Genomic DNA, 21,348 nt, shown 5'->3' with positions numbered 1-21,348 from the left:
CTCCTGCATCAGCATGTACGGATCGAGGAGCGTCGACGGTGAGCGCTGCGCGGGTGCTCGTCGTCGAGCACGAGGACGGCACGGGTCCGGCCCGGTTCGGTGAACGCTTCGCCGAGCAAGGGCTGTTGACGGACATGCGCCGCCCCTGGAGGGGAGACGCACTGCCCCGAAATCTGGACGACCACCACGCGCTGCTCGTCCTGGGCGGTTCGATGGGTCCGCACGACGACGCACGCGCGCCCTGGCTGCCTGCCGTACGTGAACTGCTGCGGCAGGCAGTGGCGCGCGATCTGCCCACGCTGGCGATCTGCCTGGGTATGGAACTGCTGACCGTGGCGTGTGGCGGCGAAGTTCGGCGCGCCGCGCTCCCCGAGGTCGGCCTCTGCGAACTGATGCCACTGCAGGAGGCTGCGGAGGACCGGCTGTTCGGGCCCCTCACGCAGACGGGTGAACGGATGCCCGCGGTCCAATGGCACTGGGAGGAAACCGGCACTCTTCCCGCCGGAGCAGTTCCCCTCGTCACCGGCGAACGCTGCGCCCACCAGGCCTACCGGATCGGCACGTCGGTCTGGGCAGTGCAGTTCCACCCCGAGGTCCTGGCGGACGACATCCGCACCTGGGGAACGTCGGACGTCGGCCCGCTGCATGCCCTCGGGCTCGAACCCGCCGGTGTCGTTGCCGACGTGGCCCGGGCGGAGGCGGAGTTGCGCGCGCTGTGGGGTGCGTTCGCCGAGCACTGGGCCGCGATCGTGACCGATCCTGCGACGACCGTGCCGGCCGGGACGACGCCTGGGCAGCGATGACGTTAAGTCGGTGACGGTGACGGTGACGGTGACGGTGACGGTGACGGTGACGGTGACGGTGACGGTGACGGTGACGGTGGCGGTAAAGGTCAGGGTCAGGGTCAAGGTGATGGTGAGGCCACCATGCCCCCCATTCGGCCCCCCACGGCGTTGCCGCGCGTCGCGGCGTGGGCGCCGCCGGAATCCGTATCGTGGAACGCCGTCCCGTTCGTGCGGTGATCGGTCGCCGCTCGGCGCAGAAAGGCATCTCATGGAACTGAAGCTGCAGGGCAGAACCGCGGTGGTGACCGGTGCGAGCAAGGGCATCGGCCTGGCCATCACCCAGGCCCTCGTGGCGGAGGGGGTCCGCGTGACGGCCGGGGCGCGCCACATGGGCGGTGAACTGGCCGACCTCGCCCGATCCGGGTCCGTACGGGCCGTCGAGGTGGATCTGGGGACTCCGGAAGGGCCCGCCGCGCTCGTCGAGGCGGCGGCATCAGCCTTCGGGCCGCCCGACATCCTGGTCAACAACGTCGGGGCCGTCCGGCCACGCACCGAGGGGTTCACGTCCGTCACCGACCAGGACTGGACGACCACCCTCGACATCAATTTCCTCTCCTCCGTGCGCGCCACCCGCGAGGTCCTGCCGCTGATGCTCCAGCACGCCGCCGGGTCGATCGTCACGGTGGCGTCCGTCAACGCGCGCCTGCCCGACCCGCTCGTCATCGACTACTCCGCGGCGAAGGCCGCCCTGCTGAGCTTCAGCAAGTCACTGTCCAAGGAGCTGGGACCGCGCGGCATCCGCGTCAACACGGTCAGTCCGGGTCCGGTGGCCACGGACATGTGGCTGGGCAAGGACGGTGTGGCGGCAACAGTCGGTCAGGCCGGGGGACTCGAGGCGGAAGCGGTCACCGAGCACGCCGCGCGGGGCGCCGCGACCGGCCGCTTCACCCGCCCGCAGGAGGTCGCCGACCTCGTCCTGCTTCTGGCCTCCGACCGGACGGCGAACGTGACCGGCTCCGATTTCGTGATCGACGGAGGCCTGATCACCACGGTGTGACGCAGTCCGGTCGCCACGGTGTGATGCAGTCCGGTGCGTCGGCCTTGGTTCGCCAAGGCCGACGCCGACGGTCTCAGGGAGCGATGCCCACGCCGTCGATCCGGCTCCAGGACTTCTCCTGGGTGGCAGTCATGGCCGGCCAACGCAGGCCACCCGGACGGGGGTTGACCCGTGACGCGTACGCATGGGGGGAGAAGGCCGGGTCGTAGAAGCAACCGGTGCTGTATGTGCGGTCGAACGTGGCGCACGAGGCCGCGATCGCCGGCGCGGTCGGCTTCTTCCCGGTCCGCGCCCAGGCGTCCAGCGCGGAGATGGAGTCGGCGTACTCGGAGTCGCTCAGCTCGCTGTGCTCGCTCTCCCGAGTGAACGTCTGCACCAAGTTCCGTTCCCTGTGGGCTCCTTGGAGGCCAGCCCGGTAAGCGGCCTCGTGCTCGACGAACGCGGTCGGGTCGTCGATCGCGTGCATGGTGAGAACGGGGATGGTCACCTCGCCGGTGAGGTCGCTGTCGTAGGAGAGGTCGCGCGCGGCGCTCGGGTCGGCCGAGAACCGCTCGACGCCGGCGTTGAGCGCCCGGTCGTCGTGGGAACCGGAGTACCGTACGCCCTGATTGCTGAACGGATTGCGGCCACCGAGCCGGCTGTGCACGATGTCGCGGAACGTGAACGTCGCGAACCGCAGGTGTGACTCGAGAGTGCGCTCGGGGATCTTCGTGACCGAGAGGATGTCGTCGAGATTGCGCTGCTGCGCCGCGGTTCGCTCCTTCGGCTCGGAGGCGTACCCGGTGCATTCCTGAAGGCGCGCCCGCAACCCCGTGGCCGTCATGGCCGAGTCGGCGCGCAGCCCTTCCCACAGCGGGTACTGAGGCTCGTCGGGCCGCGGATGGTTGCGGCAGTAGTACTGATAGACCACGCGCAGGTCGACCCGGTAGTCGTATCCGCGTGAACCGCCGCCCAGAACACCACTGGTGAGCAGGGCTCCGTCGTACGGGCCGTGCTTCCCCGCACCGTAGGTCTCGACGATCCTGGCGGCGACATCACCGCCCCAGGACTGGCCGTGCACGAAGGTCCGCCTCGGCTTGCCGAACTCGGTCACGAACAGGCGACGCAGATGCTCGGTGTCGGCGGCGGCCATCCGCGTCCCGTAGCCACCGCGCCGATACGACGAACCGGCCCAGGCGTAGCCCTCGTCCACCATCACCGCCCAGCGGTTCAGGTCGTCGACGCTGCGGTCGGGGTCGGAGCCCGTGCCGAGGTCGGGGCCGCCGTGGGCGTGCACCACGAGCGAGCCGTTCCACGTCTTCGGGACGGCGATCGCGTAGTAGGCGCCGTTCGAGTCCTGGCCGGTGTAGCAGGTGGCCTCTCCCGTCAGATTCGTGGGACAGACGGTGGAAGTGGGTCCAGGCCGGGCCGCGGCCGATGCGGGAGGAACCGTCGATCCTGAAGCCGGCACGGGGAGCGCACAGGCGACGAGACCCGCGATGGCGGCGACCGTCCCCGCGCGCAGGTGATGCCGCCGGTTCCCGGACCTCCGGCGGAAACCCGATGCGATGCGTCCGGTCATACCCATGGGCCTGCTCCTCGTCCTTTGGCGCGCACCGTTGCGCGGCGGGGGAGATGCTAGGTACGGCGGTGCCGAAATCCCATGACGTGATCAGTAGCGTTCATATTGTTCGCCGACGGAGGGCGAACGCCCGAACAACGTTCGTGCGGGCGGCAGACTGGCCCCATGACCCCTTCGGATCCGAAAGCCGACCTTCATTTCTATCTGCAGTCCGCCCGCGACGCGCTGTTGTGGAAGCTCGACGGGCTCTCCGAGTACGACGTCCGGCGCCCGTTGACGCCGACCGGCACGAACCTCCTCGGTCTGGTGAAGCACGTGGCGAGCGTGGAGTTGGGATATCTCGGCGACACCTTCGGACGGCCGTCCGGCGAGCCGCTGCCCTGGGTGGAAGAGGGCGCCGAGCCCAACGCGGACATGTGGGTCACCGCCGACGAGTCGCGTGAGTTCATCGTGGAGCTGTACCGGCGGGCGTGGGCGCACGCCGACGCGACGATCGACGCACTGCCACTCGACACCGTCGGCAAGGTGCCGTGGTGGCCCGTCGGCAGGGACGAGGTGACGTTGAACCACGCCGTCGTCCGCGTCATCGCCGATACGCACCGCCACGCCGGGCACGCCGACATCGTGCGCGAACTCGTGGACGGTGCCGTGGGGATGAACAAGGACAACGACAGCATGCCGTCCGACGACCCGGCGTGGTGGGAAGACCATCGCGGCCGACTGGAACGTGCGGCGCGGGAAGCCGACCGTGGTGCGTAGCTGCGTTCACGCTTGGCCCGTAGGGCAATTGAGCCCGCACGCCGCCGTCAGTGAACCGAGAACCCGCCGTCGACGAAGATCGCCTGACCGGTGACGTAGGCGGACGCGCGGCTGGCCAGGAAGACCGCCGCTCCGGCGAAGTCCTCGGCCAGGCCGTTGCGCCCGACCATCGTGCGGGCGGCCAGCGCGGCCACCTTCTCCGGGTCGGACGACAGACGCGCGTTGAGTGGCGTCATGACGAAGCCCGGCACGAGTGTGTTGCAGGTGACGCCGTAGGGTGACCAGGCCTCGGCCTGCGAGCGGGCCAGTGCCTCCAGGGCACCCTTGGAGACCCCGTACGCGCCGCTCTGGACGAACGCCCGGTGCGCCTGCTGGGAGGTGATGTGGATGATCCGTCCGAAGCCCCGCTCGGCCATGCCCGGTCCGAACCGTCTGCCGAGGAGGTGGGGCGCTTCCAGGTTCACCGCCATGGTCGTGTCCCACACCTCGTCGCCGAGCTCACTCATCGGCGGTCGCAGGTTGACCCCGGCGCTGTTGACCAGGATGTCGGGCTCGCCGAACACTCCGGCCGCCTGCTCCGCCGCCGCGCGCACCCCTTCGCGGGTGCTCAGGTCAGCGCTCACCCAGGCCGCCCGGCAGCCGTCCGCAGTCAACTCGTCGACAGTGGAGGCGAGTTCCGCCTCTTTGCGGGCCACGATCACCACGCTCGCCCCCGCGCGGGCGAGCGCCCCGGCGATGGCCTTGCCGATGCCGGAGCTGCCGCCGGTCACCAGGGCGGTCCGGCCGTCGAGCGAGAACAGTTCGGAGAGGTAGTTCTGCGAGGTCATGATCGCACCCTAGACGGCGCCTTCATGGGGACCGTGTTCGGGCCGTCCCGCATCGGGCCGTCCCTCAGACGATTCGGGCCGTCCCGCAGAAGGTGACGCGACCCGGGCGGCGATGGTCCGCGCGCACCGCAGGGACTCCGTGCGGGTGGTGTCCACCTCCAGGTCGTAGACGACGCCGCGGTGGACCGTGTCCGCTTGCGACGCGGCCATTCCCTGGGTCCGGTCCCCGCGGGCGAGCTCGCGGCGTGAGGCGACCTCGCTGTCGCATCTGACCCCCACCCACAGCACGTCCAACCCGCCCAGAGCCTTCTGCCACCGCTGTTGGGACGCGGCGCCGCCGAGGAAGACGTCGTCGATGACGATCCGGGCGCCCGCACCGGCGGTCGCGGCGATGCCCTGCATCCACGCCGCCTCCAGCTCCACGAAGACCGATCCGACATTGACTCCGCCGTCTTCGGCGATGTCGAGTCCGTCGCCCGATTCCCGCATGGACGCGGGCATCGCCTCGATCAGCGAGTCGATCCCGAAGGCGAGCCACGGGTCCGGCAGCACCGCCTGCAGACACCGGGCGATCCCGGACTTGCCCGAGCTGGACCCACCGTTCAACACGATCACCTGAGTCGTCACCGGGCCAGGGTAGATGCACCCGTCACCACGCCCGAAGCGAATTTCGACCGGCCCGTCACCGAGCAGTTCGCTTCGAGTGTCAGCAGCCCTTCGGGGTGCCCACCCCAGCTCATCGGTGGAAGGCTGACGACCAGGTGACGGGTCGTGCCTGCCGACCGAGCGCGCGCGACGGTTGACCTTCACCTCGGGGGAAGCCGCAGCATCGGTGGGGCCGGGCGACGCGCTCGGCATGAGGAGGGGAGCGAGCATGGGGCTGCTGACCATCGGCGCGTTCGCGAAGGCGTCCCGGCTGTCGCCGAAGGCGCTTCGCCTGTACGACGAGCTCGGCCTGCTGAACCCCGCTCGTGTCGACCCGGTGACCGGCTACCGCCTCTACGCACCGGACCAGCTCGACCAGGCCCGACTCGTCGCCTGGCTCCGGCGCCTGGGAATGCCCCTGGCCCGCATCCAGCACGTCTGCACGCTGGAGGCGGCCGGGGCGGCACAGGAGATCCGCGCGTTCTGGGCCCAGGTCGAAGCCGACACCGCCGCACGGCGGAACCTGGCCACCTTCCTCATCGACCATCTGTCCTGGAAGGACCCCACCATGTCCCCGACCGCCAAGCCCCTGGGAATCCGTTACGCCGCACTGTCCGACACGGGCCTCGTCCGTGAGAGCAACCAGGACACGGCGTACGCCGGGCCCCGCGTGCTCGCCGTCGCCGATGGCTACGGCAGCGGTGGAGCCACCGCGAGCGCCGCGGCTGTCGACGTGCTCAAGCGCCTCGAAACCGACAGCGTCCCCGCGGGCGACCTCCTCAACGTCCTCGAAGACGCCGTCGAAGAAGCCGGGCGGGCCGTGCGCGGTGTTCCGCCGACCGGCTCCTCGTCCGGCGAGGGCTCACGCGCACAGGCCGGCACGACACTGACCGCGATGCTCTGGACCGGCACGCAGCTGGCCCTCGTGCACATCGGTGACTCCCGCGTCTACCTCCTGCGCGCCGGAGAGCTGTTCCAGATCACGCACGATCACACGCTCGTCCAGTCGATGGTCGACGAAGGACGCATCAGCCCAGAGGAGGCCCTTTCCCACCCTCAGCGGTCGCTGCTGACGCGAGCCCTTGGGCAAGGAGCCGACGAGACCCCGGACATGCGCCTGCACGACGCGCAGCACGGAGACCGTTATCTGCTCTGCTCCGACGGACTGTCGACCGTCGTACCGGGCGCGGACATCCTGCGCGTGCTCGCCGGGACACGGGAGCCCGACGAGGCGGTCCGCGCCCTGGTGGCTCTCGCCAACGGCATCGGGGGTCCCGACAACGTCGGCTGCGTGGTCGCGGATGTCGCGGAACTCCAGCAGTGAGTCGACCCGGCATCACGGAGGAGCTTCCTCGGTTCATGGCAGAGCTTCCGCGGTAGAGCGCGGCTGACGCCACGGAGCCTTCGGAGTACCCCGGGCAGAGCCGCGACTGCATGGTGGACCGGCTCGCGAGGCTGATCGTCCGCGCCGCGGCCCCGCCCGGTCAGGAGGAGACCGGGCCCGTCCGTCCGCATGCGTCTGTAACAGGCATGTATGAAAGGGTGGTTGCGCGGAACGGTTCCCGTGCCGCCAGGGTCTCTGTGATCAGCAAGTGATCAACCAGCGATCGGCCACCGGTCTTCAACCGATCGGCAGGTGATCGGTACGGCTCGCTCGGGACGAGTGAGCGGACACACCCTGAAAGGGATCCCCCCATGCGCGTCCAGAAGTTCTCCCTCCTCGCCGTGGCCGTCGCCGCGGGCCTGTCGCTCACCGCATGCCAGAGCGGCGACGACTCCTCGGCCGGGTCGGACGACTCCTCCTCCGCCCAGAGCTCCGGTTCCCAGAACTCCGGCGGCAGCAGCGCATCCGCCGGCAAGGGCACCGGAACGGCGGGAGCCGGCGCGACCGCCGCGGGCTCCTCCGGCGCGGCTTCAGAAACGGGTACGGGTGCCTGCAAGACCTCCCAGCTCGCCTTCAGCAGCTCCGGCGGGATGGCCGAGGGCACGCTCATCGTGAACCTCAAGAACACGGGTTCCGCCACGTGCACCCTCAAGGGCTTCCCCGGTGCCGACCTGAAGGGCAAGGACGGCACCGTCAGCGCCGAACGCAGCAAGCTCGCCCCGCCGGCCGTCAGCGTCGAGGCGGGCGAGGAGACCCGCTTCACCCTGCACTACCCGTCGAACGACTCCGGCGGCTCCGGCGTCACCTTCACGAGCCTGGTCGTCACCCCGCCCGACGAGACGCACTCCCACACCCTGCCCGTCAGCATCAACGTTCCCGTCTCCGACGGCTCCGGCCCCGCCATCACGGTCGACCCCGTCGGCACCGGCAAGTGAGCGGCGGGCGCGAGGAGTCCGTCGCGTAACGGGCATGCTCCCAGCCGGTGCGCCGGTCGACTCCGCACAGCCCGGCCCGCACCGGCTCACCCGGCCGTAGGCAGACCCCGGACGTACGAGGTCCACGACGGCGCCCTCGGCCGGCTGGAACGCGGTCACCACCCCGTGGCGCATCGTGGCCCCGTTCCGCTGCCGGCGGACGTGGCGGGGCCCCGCCCGGCCGCACGCCCCCCCCGGGGCCCCGCCTTCGGGCGTCTTTGCTCAGGCGGCCGCTTCGATGGTCACCTTGACGTGCTTCATGATCGGCTGGTCGCTCTGCGTGCTGTAGTCGACGAGTGCGCACAGCACGTTCATCTCGGGCATGTAACCGGCCGCGCAGCCGCGCGGGATGTCGTACGGGATGGCGAGATAGCCGTTGAGGTGGCGGTGGCTGCCGTCCCTGGCGGTGCTGGTGATGTCGACGGGGTCGAACTCGGAGATGCCGCGCTCGCGCATGTCGTCCTTGTTCATGAAGACGAGCTCGCGCAGGTTCTTGATACCGCGGTAGCGGTCGTTGTCCGAGTAGATGGTGGTGTTCCACTGGTCGTGGGAGCGCATGGTGCCCAGTGCCAGGGTGCCGGGTGCCGGAACGACGTCGGGCAGGGCGGCGTCGGAGAACTCCGCGCCACCTGACGGGGTGAGGAAGACCAGTTCACGGGCCGGCTGCTTGAGGCGGAAGCCCAGGGGCAGGCGCACACGGCGGTTGAAGTCCTCGAACCCGTCGAGGGCCTGGGACATGGTGTCGCGGATCCGGTCGTAGTCCTCGATGTACCACTCCCACGGCGTGGGGCTGGCGGGCAGGGCCGCGCGGGCCATGCCCGCGACGATCGCGGGCTCGGACAGCAGGTGCCGCGACGCGGGGCGCTTCATGCCGACGGACATGTGCACCATGCTCATCGAGTCCTCGACGGACGTGCTCTGGAGGCCCTTGCGCTGATGGTCCTTCTCGGTGCGGCCGAGGCACGGCAGGATCAGCGCCTGGCGGCCGTGCACGAGGTGGCTGCGGTTGAGCTTGGTGCTCACCTGGACCGTGAGGTCGCAGTTGCGCAGGGCCTCGTACGTGATCGGCGAATCCGGCGCGGCGAGCGCGAAGTTGCCGCCCATGCCGACGAACACCTTCACGTCACCCCGGCGCATGGCCTGGATGGTGCCGACGGTGTCCAGGCCGTGCTCACGCGGCGGGTCGATCTTGCAGTACTCGGCGAGGCGGTCGAGGAACGCGTCGTCGGGACGGTGGTCGATGCCGCAGGTGCGGTTCCCCTGGACGTTGCTGTGACCGCGGACAGGGGAGGGGCCCGCTCCCTCGCGTCCCAGATTGCCGCGCAGCAGAAGGAGGTTGATGATCTCGCGGACGGTGTCGACGCCGTGCTCGTGCTGGGTCAGGCCCAGGCACCAGCTGATGATGCTGCGGTCGGCGTCGCAGTACACGCGCGCCGCCTTGAGGATGTCGTCGCGGGTGACCCCGGACTGCCTCTCCAGCTCCTCCCAGGACGTGTTCTCGCACACCTCCCGGTAGGCGTCGAAGCCGGTGGTGTGGCGGTCGATGAACTCCTGGTCCAGCGCCTTGGGATCCAGCCTGGCCTCCTCCAGCACGGCCTTGGCCATGCCGCGCAGGAGCGCCATGTCGCCGCCGATCCGCACCTGGAGGTTCAGTGTGCTGGTCTTCGTCGTCTTGAACAGCGCCATGTCCATGAAGTCGTGCGGGACGATGGTGCGTGTGGCGGCCGCTTCGACGAGCGGGTTGATGTGCACGATCTGCGCGCCGCGGTGGTACGCCTCGGCGAGCGCGGTGAGCATCCTGGGCGCGTTGGAGGCGGCGTTGACCCCCATGATGAAGAGCGCGTCGGCGCTCTCCCAGTCCTTGAGGTCGACGGTTCCCTTGCCGGTTCCCAGCGACGCCTCCATGGCGCGGCCGCTGGCCTCGTGGCACATGTTCGAGCAGTCGGGCAGGTTGTTCGTGCCCAGCTCACGGGCCATCAACTGGTAGAGGAAGGTGGCCTCGTTGCCGAGCCTGCCGGAGGTGTAGAAGGAGGCCTGGTTCGGGTTCTCGAGGCCGCGCAGTGTGCTGCCGACGAGCTCGAACGCGTCCTTCCAGCTGATCGGGACGTAGTGGTCCGTGTCGGGGTCGTAGACCATCGGCTCGGTCAGCCGTCCCTGGTCCTCCAGCTCGAATTCGCTCCACTCGAACAGCTCGCTGACCGTGTGGGCGGCGAAGAACTCGGGTTCGACGCGCTTGCGCGTCATCTCCCACGTGACGTGCTTGATGCCGTTCTCGCAGATGTCGAGCTTCAGACCCTTGGTGTCGTCCGGCCACGCGCAACCGGGACAGTCGAAGCCCGTGTTCTCGTGGTTCATCTTCATGATCGCGCGTGGGCCGTCCACCAGCTCACGTTCGCGCACGAGGAACTGGGTCACGCTCTTCGCGGCACCCCAGCCGGCGGCCGGGTGGTGGTAGGGGTGATACTCCGGATCCTCCTTGGGGATCGGTCCCACCCTGGGTTCCATTTCTTCCGGCGCCTCACTGTCGATACTCAAGACACTCAACCCTTCGACCATGCGATGACGGGCATAAGTCGACAAACCGATACGTTTAGTCAGGCTATGCCGGTCGATCAATGGTCGCCACCCGCCCGGGGCATCGTCGCCCGCGGCAACCAGGGCGTGCGTCTGCCGCTCACGGCCACACGTCACGGAGCCGTCCGCCCGGCCGGTCGACCAGCTCGGCCCAGCTGCCGCGCTCGGCGACCCGGCCCTGGTCGAGGACCAGGATCTCGTCGGCGGCGACACCCTGGAGCCAAGCGAGGCGGTGGGGTGATCCGCAGGGTCGCACGGCCCTCGGCGACGGCGAGCAGATCGGTGGTCAGGGCGACGGCGGTGGGCAGGTCGAGTTGTTCGGCGGCTCGTCCGTGATCAATAAGGGGACGCCCGCGAGCAGGGCAGGTGCCGGTGCCGACCGCTGCCGCTGTCCCCCGGAAAGGCGGGCCCCGTGCTCGGCCCACCCTGGTGTCGAGCCCGGCGGGCTGACTGTCGGCCCAGTCCAGTGAGTCCTGGCGAGTGCGGCCGTCGTACGAGGCTTGTCGGGGCCACGAGCAGGCCGCTCCCACCCCGCCGAGGATCATGGATCCGGCGAGGAAGGCGCGGGCGGTGCGGGCGTACGTCGGCAGTCTGGGATCGACAGGCCGTATGGTCAGTGGCCCGCCGGAATGTGCTGGACGCCGATCCTCCGGCGGAAGACCCAGTACGTCCAGCTCTGGTAGATCAGCACGATCGGCGTGAACACCGCCGCGACGATCGTCATCACCTTCAGCGTGTACGACGACGAAGCGGCGCCCGAGACCGTCAGTGACCACTTGGGGTCGAGCGTCGATGGCATGACGTCCGGATACAGGGCCAGGAACAGGGTCGCGAACGCCGCCACGACGGTCAGCCCCGACAGCGCGAACGCCCAGCCGTCACGGCCGAGCCGGGTCATGACGAGCGCCCCGACCAGGGCCACGCACGCCACGATCATCACGCCCAGACTCCGGCCGTTGCCCGAGTCCGCCTGCGTCCAGATGAGGAAGCCGACCAGCAACAGGACGGCCACGATCCCGATTCGGGTCGCCCGGGTCCTGGCCCGGTCACGGATCTCGCCGACCGTCTTCAACGCCGCGAAGACCGCGCCGTGGCAGACGAACAGCGCCAGCGTCATGAAGCCGCCGAGGATCGCGTAACCGTTGAACAGATCCCCGAGGCCGCCCACGTACGACTTGTCCGCGTCGATCGCGAGCCCGTGGACCATGTTCGCGAAGATCACGCCCCAGAGGAACGGGGGCAGCAGGGAAGTCCAGAAGGTGGCCTCCTCCCAGTTGCGCTGCCAGCGCGCACCGGACTGCTTGGCCCGGTATTCGAAGGCCACGCCCCGGACGATCAGGCAGAACAACGTGATCAGCAACGGAATGTAGAAGCCGCTGAACATCGTGGCGTACCAGTCGGGGAAGGCCGCGAAGGTCGCACCGGCGGCCGTGATCAGCCAGACCTCGTTGCCGTCCCACACCGGGCCGATGGTGTTGATCAGGACCCGGCGCTCGGTGCTGTCGCGGGCCAGCAGCTTGGTGAGGACGCCGACGCCGAAGTCGAATCCCTCGAGGAAGAAGTAGCCGATCCACAGGACGGCGATCAGGATGAACCAGAGGTCGTGGAGGTGCATGACGATCCGTCCTCAGTACGCGTGGACGAGGGGCTGGTCGGCGTCCTGCGCGGACGGTCCGCCCAAGGTGGGGTCCTTGGTGGGCGGTTGCTCACCGGAGTCCGGCCCGGCCATGGCGTACTTGGCCATGAGCTTCGCCCAGATCACCGCGAGTACGGCATAGAGCACGGTGAACGCGGTCATCGAGCCGATCACCGTGCCGGTGGCCACGTTGGGGGAGTCGGCCTCGGCGGTGCGCATCAGCCGGTAGACCACCCATGGCTGGCGGCCCATCTCGGTGAAGATCCAGCCGAAGCTGTTGGCGACCAGCGGGAAGGCCATGGTGAGGATGCCGACCCGCCAGCTCCACTTGGTGAAGAAGGCGTTCATCTCGACCTTGTTCGTGAGCATCAGCATCGGCGGCTCGTCGTCGTCGGTCTTGCGCGCCCGCGTCAGCCAGAACTTCCGGCGGGTGGTCCACAGTCCGATCAGGCCGACCACGAAGCTGGTCATCCCGAAGAAGATCATGAGGCGGAAGCCCCAGTAGGTCATGAAGATGTTCGGGATGTAGTCCGCCGGCTCACCGCCGAATTCCGCCGCCTCCTGGCGTGCCCTGTCATTGATGCCCGGGACGGGTGAGTGGAAGTTGTCCTTGGCGAGGAAGGACAGCAGGCCCGGGATCTCCAGCGCGACGGTGTTGTGGCCCTCGGAGACGTCGCCGATCGCGAAGATCGAGAAGGGGGCGGGGCCCTGGGTGTCCCACAGCGCCTCGGCGGCAGCCATCTTCATCGGCTGCTGCTCGAACATGACCTTGCCCAGCCGGTCCCCGCTGAGTGCGGTGCCGAGCCCCGCGACGACCGCGATGATCAGGCCGACCCGCAGGGAGGTCCGCATCGGCGCGATGTTCCTGCGGTTGGTCTCCTTGCCGCGCTTGGCGCGCAGCAGGTGGTACGAGGAGATGCCGATCACCAGCGCCGAGCCGGTGAGGAACGCCGCGGTGACGGTGTGGAACATCTGCACCTGTGTGGTGTTCTGGAACAACACCCTGCCGATGTCGGTGAGTTGGGCCCGCCCGGAATCCTTGTCGATCCGGTAGCCGACGGGGTGCTGCATAAAGGAGTTGGCCGCCAGGATGAAGTACGCGGAGAGCAGGGTGCCGATGGCGACCAGCCAGATGCACGCGCAGTGCAGCTTCTTCGGAAGTCTGTCCCAGCCGAAGATCCACAGGCCGATGAACGTGGACTCGAAGAAGAAGGCGATCAGCGCCTCCATCGCCAGAGGTGCGCCGAAAACGTCGCCGACGAAGCGAGAGTAGTCCGACCAGTTCATGCCGAACTGGAACTCCTGGACGATGCCGGTGACGACGCCCATCGCGATGTTGATGAGAAAGAGCCTTCCCCAGAACTTCGTGGCGTGGAAATACTTCGCCTTGCCCGTGCGCACCCAGGCCGTCTCGAGGCCCGCCACGACGGAGGCCAGACTGATCGTCAGTGGCACGAAGAGGAAGTGGTAGACGATGGTGATGCCGAACTGCCATCGCGCCATGGTCTCTTGAGCGACTGCTAGTACCACTGCACCTTCTCTCGACCGGATTTCCTCGCATTCGGGCAAAGGCTATCTTTAGCACAAATCGACATCGAGCCCGGCGGAGCTGGGGCCAGGTGAAGCCGGGCAATTTCCGCTCCGCTTGCGCATCGGCAACCACCGGGATTGAGTGGAATCGGTGCCCCACATCAGAGGCGTCGCAAACTGTCAGCATTAGAGGCTGATCACATGGAAGCAAAGAAGGGCGATTATCTGACCCTGCACGACGTCAAGGGTGACCGGACCGTGAGGGTCGAGGAGGTCATCTCCGGTCCGAATCGTGATCTCTACCAAGTGACCTTCGCGGACGGCCGAACCGCGGTCATCGCGCCGGGCCCGAAGGCGGAAACACGTGGCAAGCGCGATACGCACGTGATCGATGTATCCGGTTCGCCGTACCTCTAGATTGCGCGAAGACAGAAACGACAGATTGCGCGAAGACAGACACGACGGACGGCAGACCTCTCCATGAGGTCTGCCGTCCGTCGTGCTTCCGCCGGCGGGGATCGAACCGGACGGTGGAGGTCAGTACCGCAGGAGCGCCGCCACGCCGCCGGCCTCCTGGAGCGTCCCGTCGGGCACGAACAGGACCCGGGCGTCGGCCGCGATCGCGTTGTCCACGAGCCGCTCGACGATGTCGGTGGCCACGCCGAGCGCGTGCGCCGACGGCTCCATGTCCTTCTTCGGGTCCGGCAATGTCACCGGCTTCGGTACGTCCACGAGCTCCAGGACGCGGTCGGCCTCGGTGATGCGGCCCGCCAGCATCAGCCCCTCTTCCACCACCAGGCGGCGCACGCGCTTGTCGGCGACCGAGGTCCACACCTCCGGCGCGCCGCCGACGTACTTGCCCTGTCCACGCGCTTCGCTCAGCTCGGAGACGGCTTCGGAGACCTGCTGGGCATAGAAGTCGGCGAGGACCGGTTGAATCCGCTTCTCCAGATCCTGGGCCGATTCCTTGTCCATGCCGGTGAGCGGCAATGTCCCGGCGATCAGATTCCCGTAGCGGGTGATGTTCTTGAACGTCGAGAGGATCTTGTCGCCGCCGATGACGAACAGCGGCAGTCCGTCGTGCTCCTCAAAAGACTGCCCCAGCCGTTTGTCCACGGTCCGCAGATACTGCTCGACCCGCTCCTCATGCCCCTCGTACGGCGTGGAGTGGGGGATGGAGCCGGGAATCGCATCCTCGGGCGAAGGGATCTGGGGCTTGTCCGGCCACCCGTTCCTCTCCACTTCCTGCAGCCGTCGTACCGACCCGTGGTACAGACGGCACATCTCCTGGTCGAGGACGAGAACCAGATAGGGGCGGGAACGCTGCTCGGCAGCCACCAGGTACCGCGTCAGGAATGACGTGGCGAATTCCACGCGGGGTTCCACCGGTGCGAGCGATGTCATCCGCCACACCTGAACCGGCTCGTTCACGGCCACATAGACGACCATGGCGTCGTCCGGGCGGAAAGGATCGGTCGCGCGCTCGATCTCCGTGGGATCCAGCAATTGATCCCGCAGCTCCAGCCTCGTCTCCCGCTCCACGTCAGGGTCGTCCGCCAGGCGCCTCTTGGCCTCGGTCACCAGGTCGCGGATGAGGATGCGGTCCTTGTCGCTGAAGGGGGATTCCGGATCGGTCGGCGTGACCAACGTGATCGCGGGATACGGCCGCTGCTTGCTCAGGGCGGCACGGATTTCAGGAGTCAGATCGGAGGTATGCACGATGTCAGCGTCGCATTGATCACCGGGACACGCAGGGCGGATACGGCCGATCGACGGGTAACGCGTCCCTGCCCCGCGGGATGGATTCCTCGGGATCCGCCGTCACCGTCTCGACCCGCCGTCATCGTCCCGGGCGGCGTACCGTGAAATCTACGGAATGCGCGACCGGAGAGTTCCGGGTGGCGCGAGGGTGACGTGCGATGGCGAGGTGCCGAGTCATGAGCAAGAACTCACCGGCGAAGGGGCATCACGGCATAGGCGCCCGGGGGCAGGGAAAGCTGCTGTATTTCCACTCGCAGATCCCGCAGGCAGCCGTCAAGCAGGCGAAGGAGCAGCTGCCGGGCAAGTCCCAGCAGCCCCACGAACACCGCAAGGCCAACGGCCGCTGGGCTCCGTGACGAGGTCCGCCCCGTACGCGAGGAGGGTTCACACGGGTGTGTGGCCCTCCAAGTAGTCGCGGACGACGCCGGGCGGCGTGATGTCGACCGCCTCGGCGACCGGAACCCAGTGGATCTGCTCCGGCACGAGCCGCGCTCCGTCCGAGGGGTCCTCGGTCAGCAGCCGGCACAGAACGGCCGCAGCCCTCGAGCCTGATCGAGCCGCCTCCGGTTCGAGCGTCGACGAACCGTCGACGAGATAGCCGGTGAGCTCGTACACCAGGCGTGCGGCGGCGGCCTCCGCCGACTCGGCGGCCTCGGGAACGCCGGACGGCAGTGCACTGCCGTCCGGCTGCTCCACCAGGAGCAGGCGTCCGTTGTGGACGACGACCGCTTGAACCACTCCCTGGGCCACCTGCTCCAGCGCCATCGTCCGACCGCCCTTTCCCCGCTCCGCCTGATCCGTGCGCCCGCTTCGCGGGCTTTGCCTTCCTACCCCACGAAGGTCGATTCACGCTGACGGCGCCGGATCAGGGGTCGGGCAGGGGACGGAGTCAGACGCGGTCGGCAGCGATCATCAGGTACTGGAAACTGCCGTTCTTGTACGCGGTGAGGAAGGTGTCCTCGATGCCGGTGACCAGGTGGTCGGCCTGCTTGCGCAGTTCCCAGTAGGGCAGCGCGGCCTCGGTGAGGTCCTCGACGTGCACGGGGACCAGGCGATTGCGGGCCATGGCGCGGAAGTACTCCGACCGTGGGTGGATGTCGCAGATGTAGTGGGCGTTGATCAGGGACACCTCGCGCGACGCCCGGCCGTAACTGTCGTTGTAGCAGCCGGTGATGACCACGTAGCGGCCGCCGCGGCGCAGCAGCCGGGCGTGCTCGGCGAAGAGCAGCTCCAGCTCGACGTACATGGTCGACTCGTTGTTCCACGACGCGGCGAACGCACCGGTCGGCAGGCCGGTGTCCAGCATGTTGCGATGGTGGTAGCGGACCTGGCCGTCGATACCGCGCTTGGCGGCCTGGGCGTTGGCGAAGTCCGCCTGCTTGGCCGAGATGGTGACGCCGTCGGCCTGGCAGCCGTACCGCAGATGCGCCACCACGCTGCCGCCGCCGCGTCCGCAGCCGGCGTCGAAGACCCGGTCGGTGGGGGCGAGCGGCCCGAGGTGGTCGGCGAGGAAGTTCGCCTGCGCGTGTTCGAGCCGGTGCAGTTCGGCGGTGAGCCGGTCGTTGCGCCGCGCGGGGTCGGGCTCGTCGAGCACCGCGTTGTCCGCGGGGCCGATCCCGTAGTGGTGGTGGTACAGGTCGTCGATCTTGCCCAGTTCGAGGTTGACCGGGTTTTCCTCGGCGTTCCAGTATTCGGCGACACGGGACTGGTACGTGGACTGGGTCGGCACCGGTGCGGCCGAGGTGATGTGGGGAGCGGTGGTCAACAGGTACTCCTCGCAGTGCATCTGACGGTCAATCGGGTCGGTCGGGTGGAGCGGGTGGAACCTTCGGGCCCGTCTGGCCGGGTCCGGGCGCGGCCTACCAGTAGTTGGGCAGGTGGTAGCGGCGGCTGTTCGTGGCGTGCCACTCGTGGTTGCCGGCCACCCAGGTGCTGAGCCCCTGGACGTACCGCTCGACGAGGGGTGACATGGCGGACAGGAGCGCGGCCTCCTCCTCGAACGCCGTCTGGATCTCGTTGTGGATGTCGACGGACTTGAGGTAGGCGGCCTTGAGGCCGCACCGTTCGTTGGCCGCGACGACCTGCGGAAGGTTGAGGTGGGTGGGGTCGTTGGCCAGTTCCTTGGTGAAGGAGTACAGGTCGTTGACGAGTGTCGTCGCGTTGCAGGCCAGCGCCGTCACCCGCTGGATCTCGGGCCGGGCGTAGACGGCCTCGGGCAGTTCGTAGCCGTCCACCGCGTCGACGAGGGACAGACAGGGGCGGAAGTTGTTGAACTGCCGCATGACCAGGTACTCCCACACGCGCGGCACGTGCCGGGTCTCGGTCCAGGCGGCCTCGGCGAGGTACCCGAGGTGCAGCCGCGCGATGTCGTGCACGAACCGTGAGGTCTGGCTGGGCGTGGCGAAGGCGGCGTAGTCCTGGAAGGCCGCGTGGTACGAGCGCAGCGGGCCGTCGGCCTGCATGCCGTGGCGCCACTGCTCCTCGGCCTCGGCTGTCCCGTGGTACGGGTCGATCGCGGACTGCGCCATGATCAGCCGGCCGCCGAGTCCGCGTGGCGAGCCGCCTTTGTCCTCGCAGTAGCAGTCGTCCACCACGTTCTCGGCGAGTAGGAGTTTGCCCGCGGCGGTGAGGCGGTCCAGGTCCGCCGCCTCCGGGTGCTGGAGCACCACGGCCCGCCCGACCTGGAAGCTCGCGAAGTCCTCGAACCACGCCTCGGGGAACAGATCGAGCCCGCGGGCCCAGATCTCCAGCCTGCGGTCGACCTCCTCGACCTTCACGGGATCGGCGGGTACCGCCGGCTGGTGACGCAGCCCGGGGACCGCGCCGCCGCGCCGGGTCTGCAGGGTGTGCGCGAGGTTGGGCGGCCCCGGCGGCGAGAACGAGGTGGTGGTGTCGGGCGGTGCGCTCATCGCGTCCCCCGTCCGTCGGCGTGCGTCATTCGGCGGTCCGTCCGATCTGCACGTTCTCGAGGATCCCCGCCGCGTCGGGGACGAGAATCGCCAATGAGTAGTAGGCCGTGACGAGGTAGTTGATGATCGCGGTGGTGTTGATCCCCATGAAGCGGACGTTGAGCCCGGGCTGGTACTCCTCGGGGATGCCGGTCTGGTAGAGGCCGACGACACCTTGGTCGGACTCCCCGGTGCGCAGCGCGAGGATGCTGGTCGTGTGCTGCGGTGTGACCGGGATCTTGCCGCAGGGGAAGATCGGGACGCCGCGCCAGGCGGGCACCTCGTGCCCGTCGACGTTCGCGGTGCCGGGCACCAGACCGCGCCGGTTGCACTGCCGGAAGAACGCGGCGATCGCCTTCGGATGGGCGAGGAAGAGCCGTGTCTTACGGCGCATGGAGAGCAGTTCGTCGAGATCGTCGGGGGTGGGCGGGCCGGAGAAGGTGCTGATGCGCTGGCCGTAGTCGACGTTGTGCAGCAGTCCGAACTCGCGGTTGTTGAGGAGTTCCCACTCCTGGCGCTCGCGGATCTCCTCGATGGTGAGGCGGAGTTGCTCCTCGGTCTGGTCCATCGGGTCGTTGTAGAGGTCGGCGATGCGGGTGTGGACGCGCAGGACGGTCTGGGTGAGGGACAACTCGTATTCGCGCGGCGTCAGTTCGTAGTCGACGAAGCCGCCGGACAGCGTCGGCTCACCTGTGTGCCCGGACTGGACGGGGACGTCGGCCTCGCCCTTGCGGTTCCTCGGCAGCCGCTGCCGTTCGGCGTACTCCCGCAGGTGTGCGGCCAGCGACGGCTTCCGCTCGGTGAGCTCCTCGACGACGTGCCAGGGCAGCACGAGCACCGTGCCGGCGGTCTCGGCCCGGACCGAGCTGAGCCACAGCGGGTCCGGCTGGCCGATGGCCTCGTCGCCCATCTGGTCGCCGTCCGTGACGACGCCGATGACCTCCTCCTCGCCGTACTTGCCTTCGGTGAAGCGGGTGAACCGCCCGTGGGCCACCAGGTAGGTCTCGGTCACCGGCTGCCCGGCCTCGAAGAGGACCTGCCCGGCCCGCACCTCCCGCGTCCGGAACCGGGAGGCGATCTCCTTCAGTACGTCGGTGTCGTCGTACCCGCGCAGGACGGGAAGTTCGGTGAGCGTTTCGGGAATGACTTTGATGTCGTTCCCGCCGTTCTGGTCGAACTGCACCCTGCCGCGGCCGATGTTGAGCTGGAGACGCCGGTTGACCCGGTACGTACCGCCCTTGACGTCCACCCACGGCAGGGCTTTGAGCAGCCATCGTGAGGTGATGGCCTGCATCTGAGGTGCGGACTTGGTGGTCGTGGCCAGCCGGCGTGCCGCATGGGTGCCGAGGCTGGTCAGCTGCTGGTCGGTCGGGACTTCAGGTGCGGTTTCTTCGTCGCTCGCGGGACCGGTGGCGCTGTCCGGCACGGACACATTCCCTCCCAGGAGGTGAACGAGGGTGAGCGAAGCGATCGGTGGTACGAAAGCTCCTCGTTGCACCCACAAGGCAATCAGCCGGGAGTGGTGGCCAGGTACGGCGCAAAGGGGGCGATCTCGTGTCCTGGAAGTGCAAACCTGCCGAATGAGGCAGACCGTCGGGCGGAACATGATCGCGCGCCGTCCCGCACCACGGGAACGTGTGCGCGGGACGCGTACGGGCATCGGGAGTGCGCGCAGTGAGGTGGCTACCGGGGCGGCCGTTCCGGGGCACGCGGTGTCGTGGTCACCGGGTGCGCCATTCAGGAGCGAGGACCGCCCAGAGCTGCTTGTCGTGACGGGTGCCCTCGTAGGGCCAGGACTCGCGCTGCACGCCCTCGAGTGTCATGCCGAGCCGCTTGGCCACCGCGGCGCTGCGTTCGTTGTCGGCCCGGCAGATCCACTCGGCGCGGTGCAGGCCCCGCGTGGTGAAGGCCCAGTCCAGCAGGACGCCGCACGCCGATGTGATGAGGCCGTGGCCCTCGGCGCCCGGTTCCAGCCAGCAGCCGATCTCGCAGGAACCGGAGGCGGCGTCGAAGTCCACGAACATCACGCCGCCGACGAGCGTGCCGTCGAGCCAGATGCCGTAGAGGCGGTTGCCGTCGGCGGCCTGGCGCTCGGCGTACCGGCTCAGGGTGGCCCGCGCCCCGTCGACGTCGACGGTGACGAACCCCGCCCCGACCCACGGTCGGATGTGCTCGCGAGCCCGGTCCAGGTGGGCGGCGAACTCCTCGGCGTGCCATATCTCGAGCGGGGCGAGACGGGCGTCGTCCCGCAGAGGGAGAGAGAACATGAGGGACCCCATTCACACAACAAGCGTTTTGGCTATGTACCGTAGCAGCATGCCACGTACCAAGGGGGACCATGAGGCCCGGCGCCGCGACGTCTCCGAGGCGGTCTGGCGGGTGTTGGTCGCGCACGGATTCGGTGGCCTGACCATGCGCGCCGTCGCCGCCGAACTCGACGCGTCCACCGGCCTGCTCACCCACTACTTCCCGGCCAAGCGCGACCTGGTCGCGTACGCCCTCGACCTGCTGGAGCGGCGGACCGTCTCGCGCCCCCGGCCTGCCGCGGGGGAGGGCCTGGCTGCGCTGAGGGCGGCCTTGATGAGCATCCTGCCGCTGACGGGCGAGGCCACCGACAGCAACCGGATCTGGGTGTCCTCCTGGGACACCGCGCTCGCGGACCCCGACCTGAGCGAGGACTACGCAGGGAAGTACGCGCGAAGCCGCGACAAGCTGCGCGATCTGGTCGAGGCCGCTCAGGAGGCGGGCGAACTGCCCGCCGGGGACCCGGCGCGCATCGCGGCCGGCGCCCAGGCGTTCGTGCTCGGCCTGGTGGTGCAGGCCCTGTTCGACCCCGAGGCGTTCCCGCCCCGTCGCCAGGCCGGGCTTCTGGACGACTACCTGGACGCGCTGACCGGCACCGGGTGA

Annotated in this window: 20 protein-coding genes and 2 pseudogenes; 9 read left to right on the top strand and 13 right to left on the bottom strand. The window is 68.7% G+C overall.

Translation table 11 applies throughout. The annotated features are described in order from the left end of the window. Positions 1-38 precede the first annotated feature (38 nt). From ACFC96_RS34985 to ACFC96_RS34975, 3 genes and pseudogenes are all read left to right on the top strand, one after another. A complete protein-coding gene (locus ACFC96_RS34985; protein ID WP_376615993.1) occupies positions 39-803 on the top strand; it encodes a type 1 glutamine amidotransferase in 765 nt (254 codons plus the stop codon). Positions 804-824: 21 nt separating this feature from the next. Continuing rightward, positions 825-1,022: pseudogene (locus ACFC96_RS34980) on the top strand (hypothetical protein); the annotation flags it as partial. Between the two features lie 31 nt (positions 1,023-1,053). After that, entirely contained in the window at positions 1,054-1,842 is a 789-nt protein-coding gene (locus ACFC96_RS34975; RefSeq protein ID WP_376615991.1) for an SDR family NAD(P)-dependent oxidoreductase, read from the top strand. A 73-nt stretch (positions 1,843-1,915) separates the two neighbouring features. Here the strand turns inward: ACFC96_RS34975 and ACFC96_RS34970 are convergent, their stop codons facing one another. Further along, positions 1,916-3,409, bottom strand: a complete 1,494-nt coding sequence (locus ACFC96_RS34970) for a hypothetical protein (RefSeq protein WP_376615989.1) — start codon at positions 3,407-3,409, stop codon at positions 1,916-1,918. 159 nt (positions 3,410-3,568) lie between these two features. Here ACFC96_RS34970 and ACFC96_RS34965 point away from each other — a divergent pair, with 159 nt between their 5' ends. Further along, positions 3,569-4,162 (top strand): DinB family protein, encoded by a 594-nt coding sequence (locus tag ACFC96_RS34965; protein WP_376261012.1) that lies wholly within the window; start codon positions 3,569-3,571, stop codon positions 4,160-4,162. 47 nt (positions 4,163-4,209) lie between these two features. Here the strand turns inward: ACFC96_RS34965 and ACFC96_RS34960 are convergent, their stop codons facing one another. After that, positions 4,210-4,989 carry an SDR family NAD(P)-dependent oxidoreductase gene (locus ACFC96_RS34960; protein ID WP_376615987.1) on the bottom strand — a complete coding sequence of 260 codons (780 nt, stop codon included), beginning with the start codon at positions 4,987-4,989 and terminating at the stop codon, positions 4,210-4,212. Positions 4,990-4,998: 9 nt separating this feature from the next. Continuing rightward, the gene (gene cpt / locus ACFC96_RS34955) at positions 4,999-5,616 is read right to left on the bottom strand and encodes a chloramphenicol phosphotransferase CPT (RefSeq protein ID WP_376261016.1); all 618 of its coding nucleotides are present in this window, start codon (positions 5,614-5,616) and stop codon (positions 4,999-5,001) included. A gap of 247 nt (positions 5,617-5,863) precedes the next feature. Between cpt and ACFC96_RS34950 the strand changes: the two genes are divergently transcribed. Next, entirely contained in the window at positions 5,864-6,958 is a 1,095-nt protein-coding gene (locus ACFC96_RS34950; protein ID WP_376615985.1) for a MerR family transcriptional regulator, read from the top strand. A gap of 371 nt (positions 6,959-7,329) precedes the next feature. Continuing rightward, entirely contained in the window at positions 7,330-7,953 is a 624-nt protein-coding gene (locus ACFC96_RS34945) for a DUF4232 domain-containing protein (RefSeq protein WP_376615983.1), read from the top strand. A 261-nt stretch (positions 7,954-8,214) separates the two neighbouring features. Here the strand turns inward: ACFC96_RS34945 and ACFC96_RS34940 are convergent, their stop codons facing one another. The 4 genes and pseudogenes from ACFC96_RS34940 to ACFC96_RS34925 all read right to left on the bottom strand — a co-directional run bounded on the left by ACFC96_RS34940 (position 8,215) and on the right by ACFC96_RS34925 (position 13,732). Continuing rightward, on the bottom strand, positions 8,215-10,497 hold the full coding sequence (locus tag ACFC96_RS34940; RefSeq protein WP_376261196.1) for an FdhF/YdeP family oxidoreductase: 2,283 nt from the start codon (positions 10,495-10,497) through the stop codon (positions 8,215-8,217). A 187-nt stretch (positions 10,498-10,684) separates the two neighbouring features. Continuing rightward, positions 10,685-11,039: pseudogene (locus ACFC96_RS34935) on the bottom strand (ATP-binding cassette domain-containing protein); the annotation flags it as partial. A 140-nt stretch (positions 11,040-11,179) separates the two neighbouring features. Then, a complete protein-coding gene (cydB, locus tag ACFC96_RS34930; RefSeq protein ID WP_376615981.1) occupies positions 11,180-12,181 on the bottom strand; it encodes a cytochrome d ubiquinol oxidase subunit II in 1,002 nt (333 codons plus the stop codon). Between the two features lie 12 nt (positions 12,182-12,193). Beyond that, on the bottom strand, positions 12,194-13,732 hold the full coding sequence (locus ACFC96_RS34925) for a cytochrome ubiquinol oxidase subunit I (RefSeq protein ID WP_340457173.1): 1,539 nt from the start codon (positions 13,730-13,732) through the stop codon (positions 12,194-12,196). 201 nt (positions 13,733-13,933) lie between these two features. Here ACFC96_RS34925 and ACFC96_RS34920 point away from each other — a divergent pair, with 201 nt between their 5' ends. After that, entirely contained in the window at positions 13,934-14,149 is a 216-nt protein-coding gene (locus ACFC96_RS34920) for a DUF1918 domain-containing protein (protein WP_340457174.1), read from the top strand. Positions 14,150-14,269: 120 nt separating this feature from the next. On the opposite strand, the gene ACFC96_RS34915 is transcribed toward ACFC96_RS34920, so the two are convergent. Further along, complete coding sequence (locus ACFC96_RS34915) at positions 14,270-15,451, bottom strand: hypothetical protein (protein WP_340457176.1); 1,182 nt, start codon at positions 15,449-15,451, stop codon at positions 14,270-14,272. A 218-nt stretch (positions 15,452-15,669) separates the two neighbouring features. On the opposite strand from ACFC96_RS34915, the gene ACFC96_RS34910 reads away from it, so the two are divergent. Beyond that, the gene (locus ACFC96_RS34910; protein WP_340457177.1) at positions 15,670-15,849 is read left to right on the top strand and encodes a hypothetical protein; all 180 of its coding nucleotides are present in this window, start codon (positions 15,670-15,672) and stop codon (positions 15,847-15,849) included. Between the two features lie 28 nt (positions 15,850-15,877). On the opposite strand, the gene ACFC96_RS34905 is transcribed toward ACFC96_RS34910, so the two are convergent. The 5 genes from ACFC96_RS34905 to ACFC96_RS34885 form a co-directional block, all read right to left on the bottom strand. Beyond that, positions 15,878-16,258: an NUDIX domain-containing protein gene (locus ACFC96_RS34905; protein ID WP_376615979.1), complete on the bottom strand. Its 381-nt coding sequence runs from the start codon at positions 16,256-16,258 to the stop codon at positions 15,878-15,880. 124 nt (positions 16,259-16,382) lie between these two features. Beyond that, entirely contained in the window at positions 16,383-17,258 is an 876-nt protein-coding gene (locus ACFC96_RS34900) for a geranyl diphosphate 2-C-methyltransferase (protein ID WP_340457179.1), read from the bottom strand. Between the two features lie 94 nt (positions 17,259-17,352). Beyond that, on the bottom strand, positions 17,353-18,402 hold the full coding sequence (locus ACFC96_RS34895; protein WP_376261030.1) for a family 2 encapsulin nanocompartment cargo protein terpene cyclase: 1,050 nt from the start codon (positions 18,400-18,402) through the stop codon (positions 17,353-17,355). Between the two features lie 25 nt (positions 18,403-18,427). After that, positions 18,428-19,873 carry a family 2B encapsulin nanocompartment shell protein gene (locus ACFC96_RS34890; protein WP_340457181.1) on the bottom strand — a complete coding sequence of 482 codons (1,446 nt, stop codon included), beginning with the start codon at positions 19,871-19,873 and terminating at the stop codon, positions 18,428-18,430. A gap of 289 nt (positions 19,874-20,162) precedes the next feature. After that, on the bottom strand, positions 20,163-20,708 hold the full coding sequence (locus ACFC96_RS34885; RefSeq protein WP_376261032.1) for a GNAT family N-acetyltransferase: 546 nt from the start codon (positions 20,706-20,708) through the stop codon (positions 20,163-20,165). 49 nt (positions 20,709-20,757) lie between these two features. Here ACFC96_RS34885 and ACFC96_RS34880 point away from each other — a divergent pair, with 49 nt between their 5' ends. Continuing rightward, entirely contained in the window at positions 20,758-21,348 is a 591-nt protein-coding gene (locus ACFC96_RS34880) for a TetR/AcrR family transcriptional regulator (protein WP_376261034.1), read from the top strand.

The sequence above is a fragment of the Streptomyces sp. NPDC055955 genome (genome assembly GCF_042270245.1).
Lineage (GTDB): Bacteria > Actinomycetota > Actinomycetes > Streptomycetales > Streptomycetaceae > Streptomyces.
The sequence above is the reverse complement of the archived record's forward strand: the minus strand, read 5'-3'. Positions and strand labels throughout refer to the sequence as shown.

Bases quoted from the DNA above. Each gene is read 5' to 3' on its own strand.
- ACFC96_RS34975 (WP_376615991.1), top strand. From the start codon at position 1,054: ATGGAACTGAAGCTGCAGGGCAGAACCGCGGTGGTGACCGGTGCGAGC.
- ACFC96_RS34970 (WP_376615989.1), bottom strand. From the start codon at position 3,409: ATGGGTATGACCGGACGCATCGCATCGGGTTTCCGCCGGAGGTCCGGG.
- ACFC96_RS34965 (WP_376261012.1), top strand. From the start codon at position 3,569: ATGACCCCTTCGGATCCGAAAGCCGACCTTCATTTCTATCTGCAGTCC.
- ACFC96_RS34960 (WP_376615987.1), bottom strand. From the start codon at position 4,989: ATGACCTCGCAGAACTACCTCTCCGAACTGTTCTCGCTCGACGGCCGG.
- ACFC96_RS34950 (WP_376615985.1), top strand. From the start codon at position 5,864: ATGGGGCTGCTGACCATCGGCGCGTTCGCGAAGGCGTCCCGGCTGTCG.
- ACFC96_RS34945 (WP_376615983.1), top strand. From the start codon at position 7,330: ATGCGCGTCCAGAAGTTCTCCCTCCTCGCCGTGGCCGTCGCCGCGGGC.
- ACFC96_RS34940 (WP_376261196.1), bottom strand. From the start codon at position 10,497: ATGGAACCCAGGGTGGGACCGATCCCCAAGGAGGATCCGGAGTATCAC.
- cydB (WP_376615981.1), bottom strand. From the start codon at position 12,181: ATGCACCTCCACGACCTCTGGTTCATCCTGATCGCCGTCCTGTGGATC.
- ACFC96_RS34920 (WP_340457174.1), top strand. From the start codon at position 13,934: ATGGAAGCAAAGAAGGGCGATTATCTGACCCTGCACGACGTCAAGGGT.
- ACFC96_RS34910 (WP_340457177.1), top strand. From the start codon at position 15,670: ATGAGCAAGAACTCACCGGCGAAGGGGCATCACGGCATAGGCGCCCGG.
- ACFC96_RS34905 (WP_376615979.1), bottom strand. From the start codon at position 16,258: ATGGCGCTGGAGCAGGTGGCCCAGGGAGTGGTTCAAGCGGTCGTCGTC.
- ACFC96_RS34895 (WP_376261030.1), bottom strand. From the start codon at position 18,402: ATGAGCGCACCGCCCGACACCACCACCTCGTTCTCGCCGCCGGGGCCG.
- ACFC96_RS34885 (WP_376261032.1), bottom strand. From the start codon at position 20,708: ATGTTCTCTCTCCCTCTGCGGGACGACGCCCGTCTCGCCCCGCTCGAG.
- ACFC96_RS34880 (WP_376261034.1), top strand. From the start codon at position 20,758: ATGCCACGTACCAAGGGGGACCATGAGGCCCGGCGCCGCGACGTCTCC.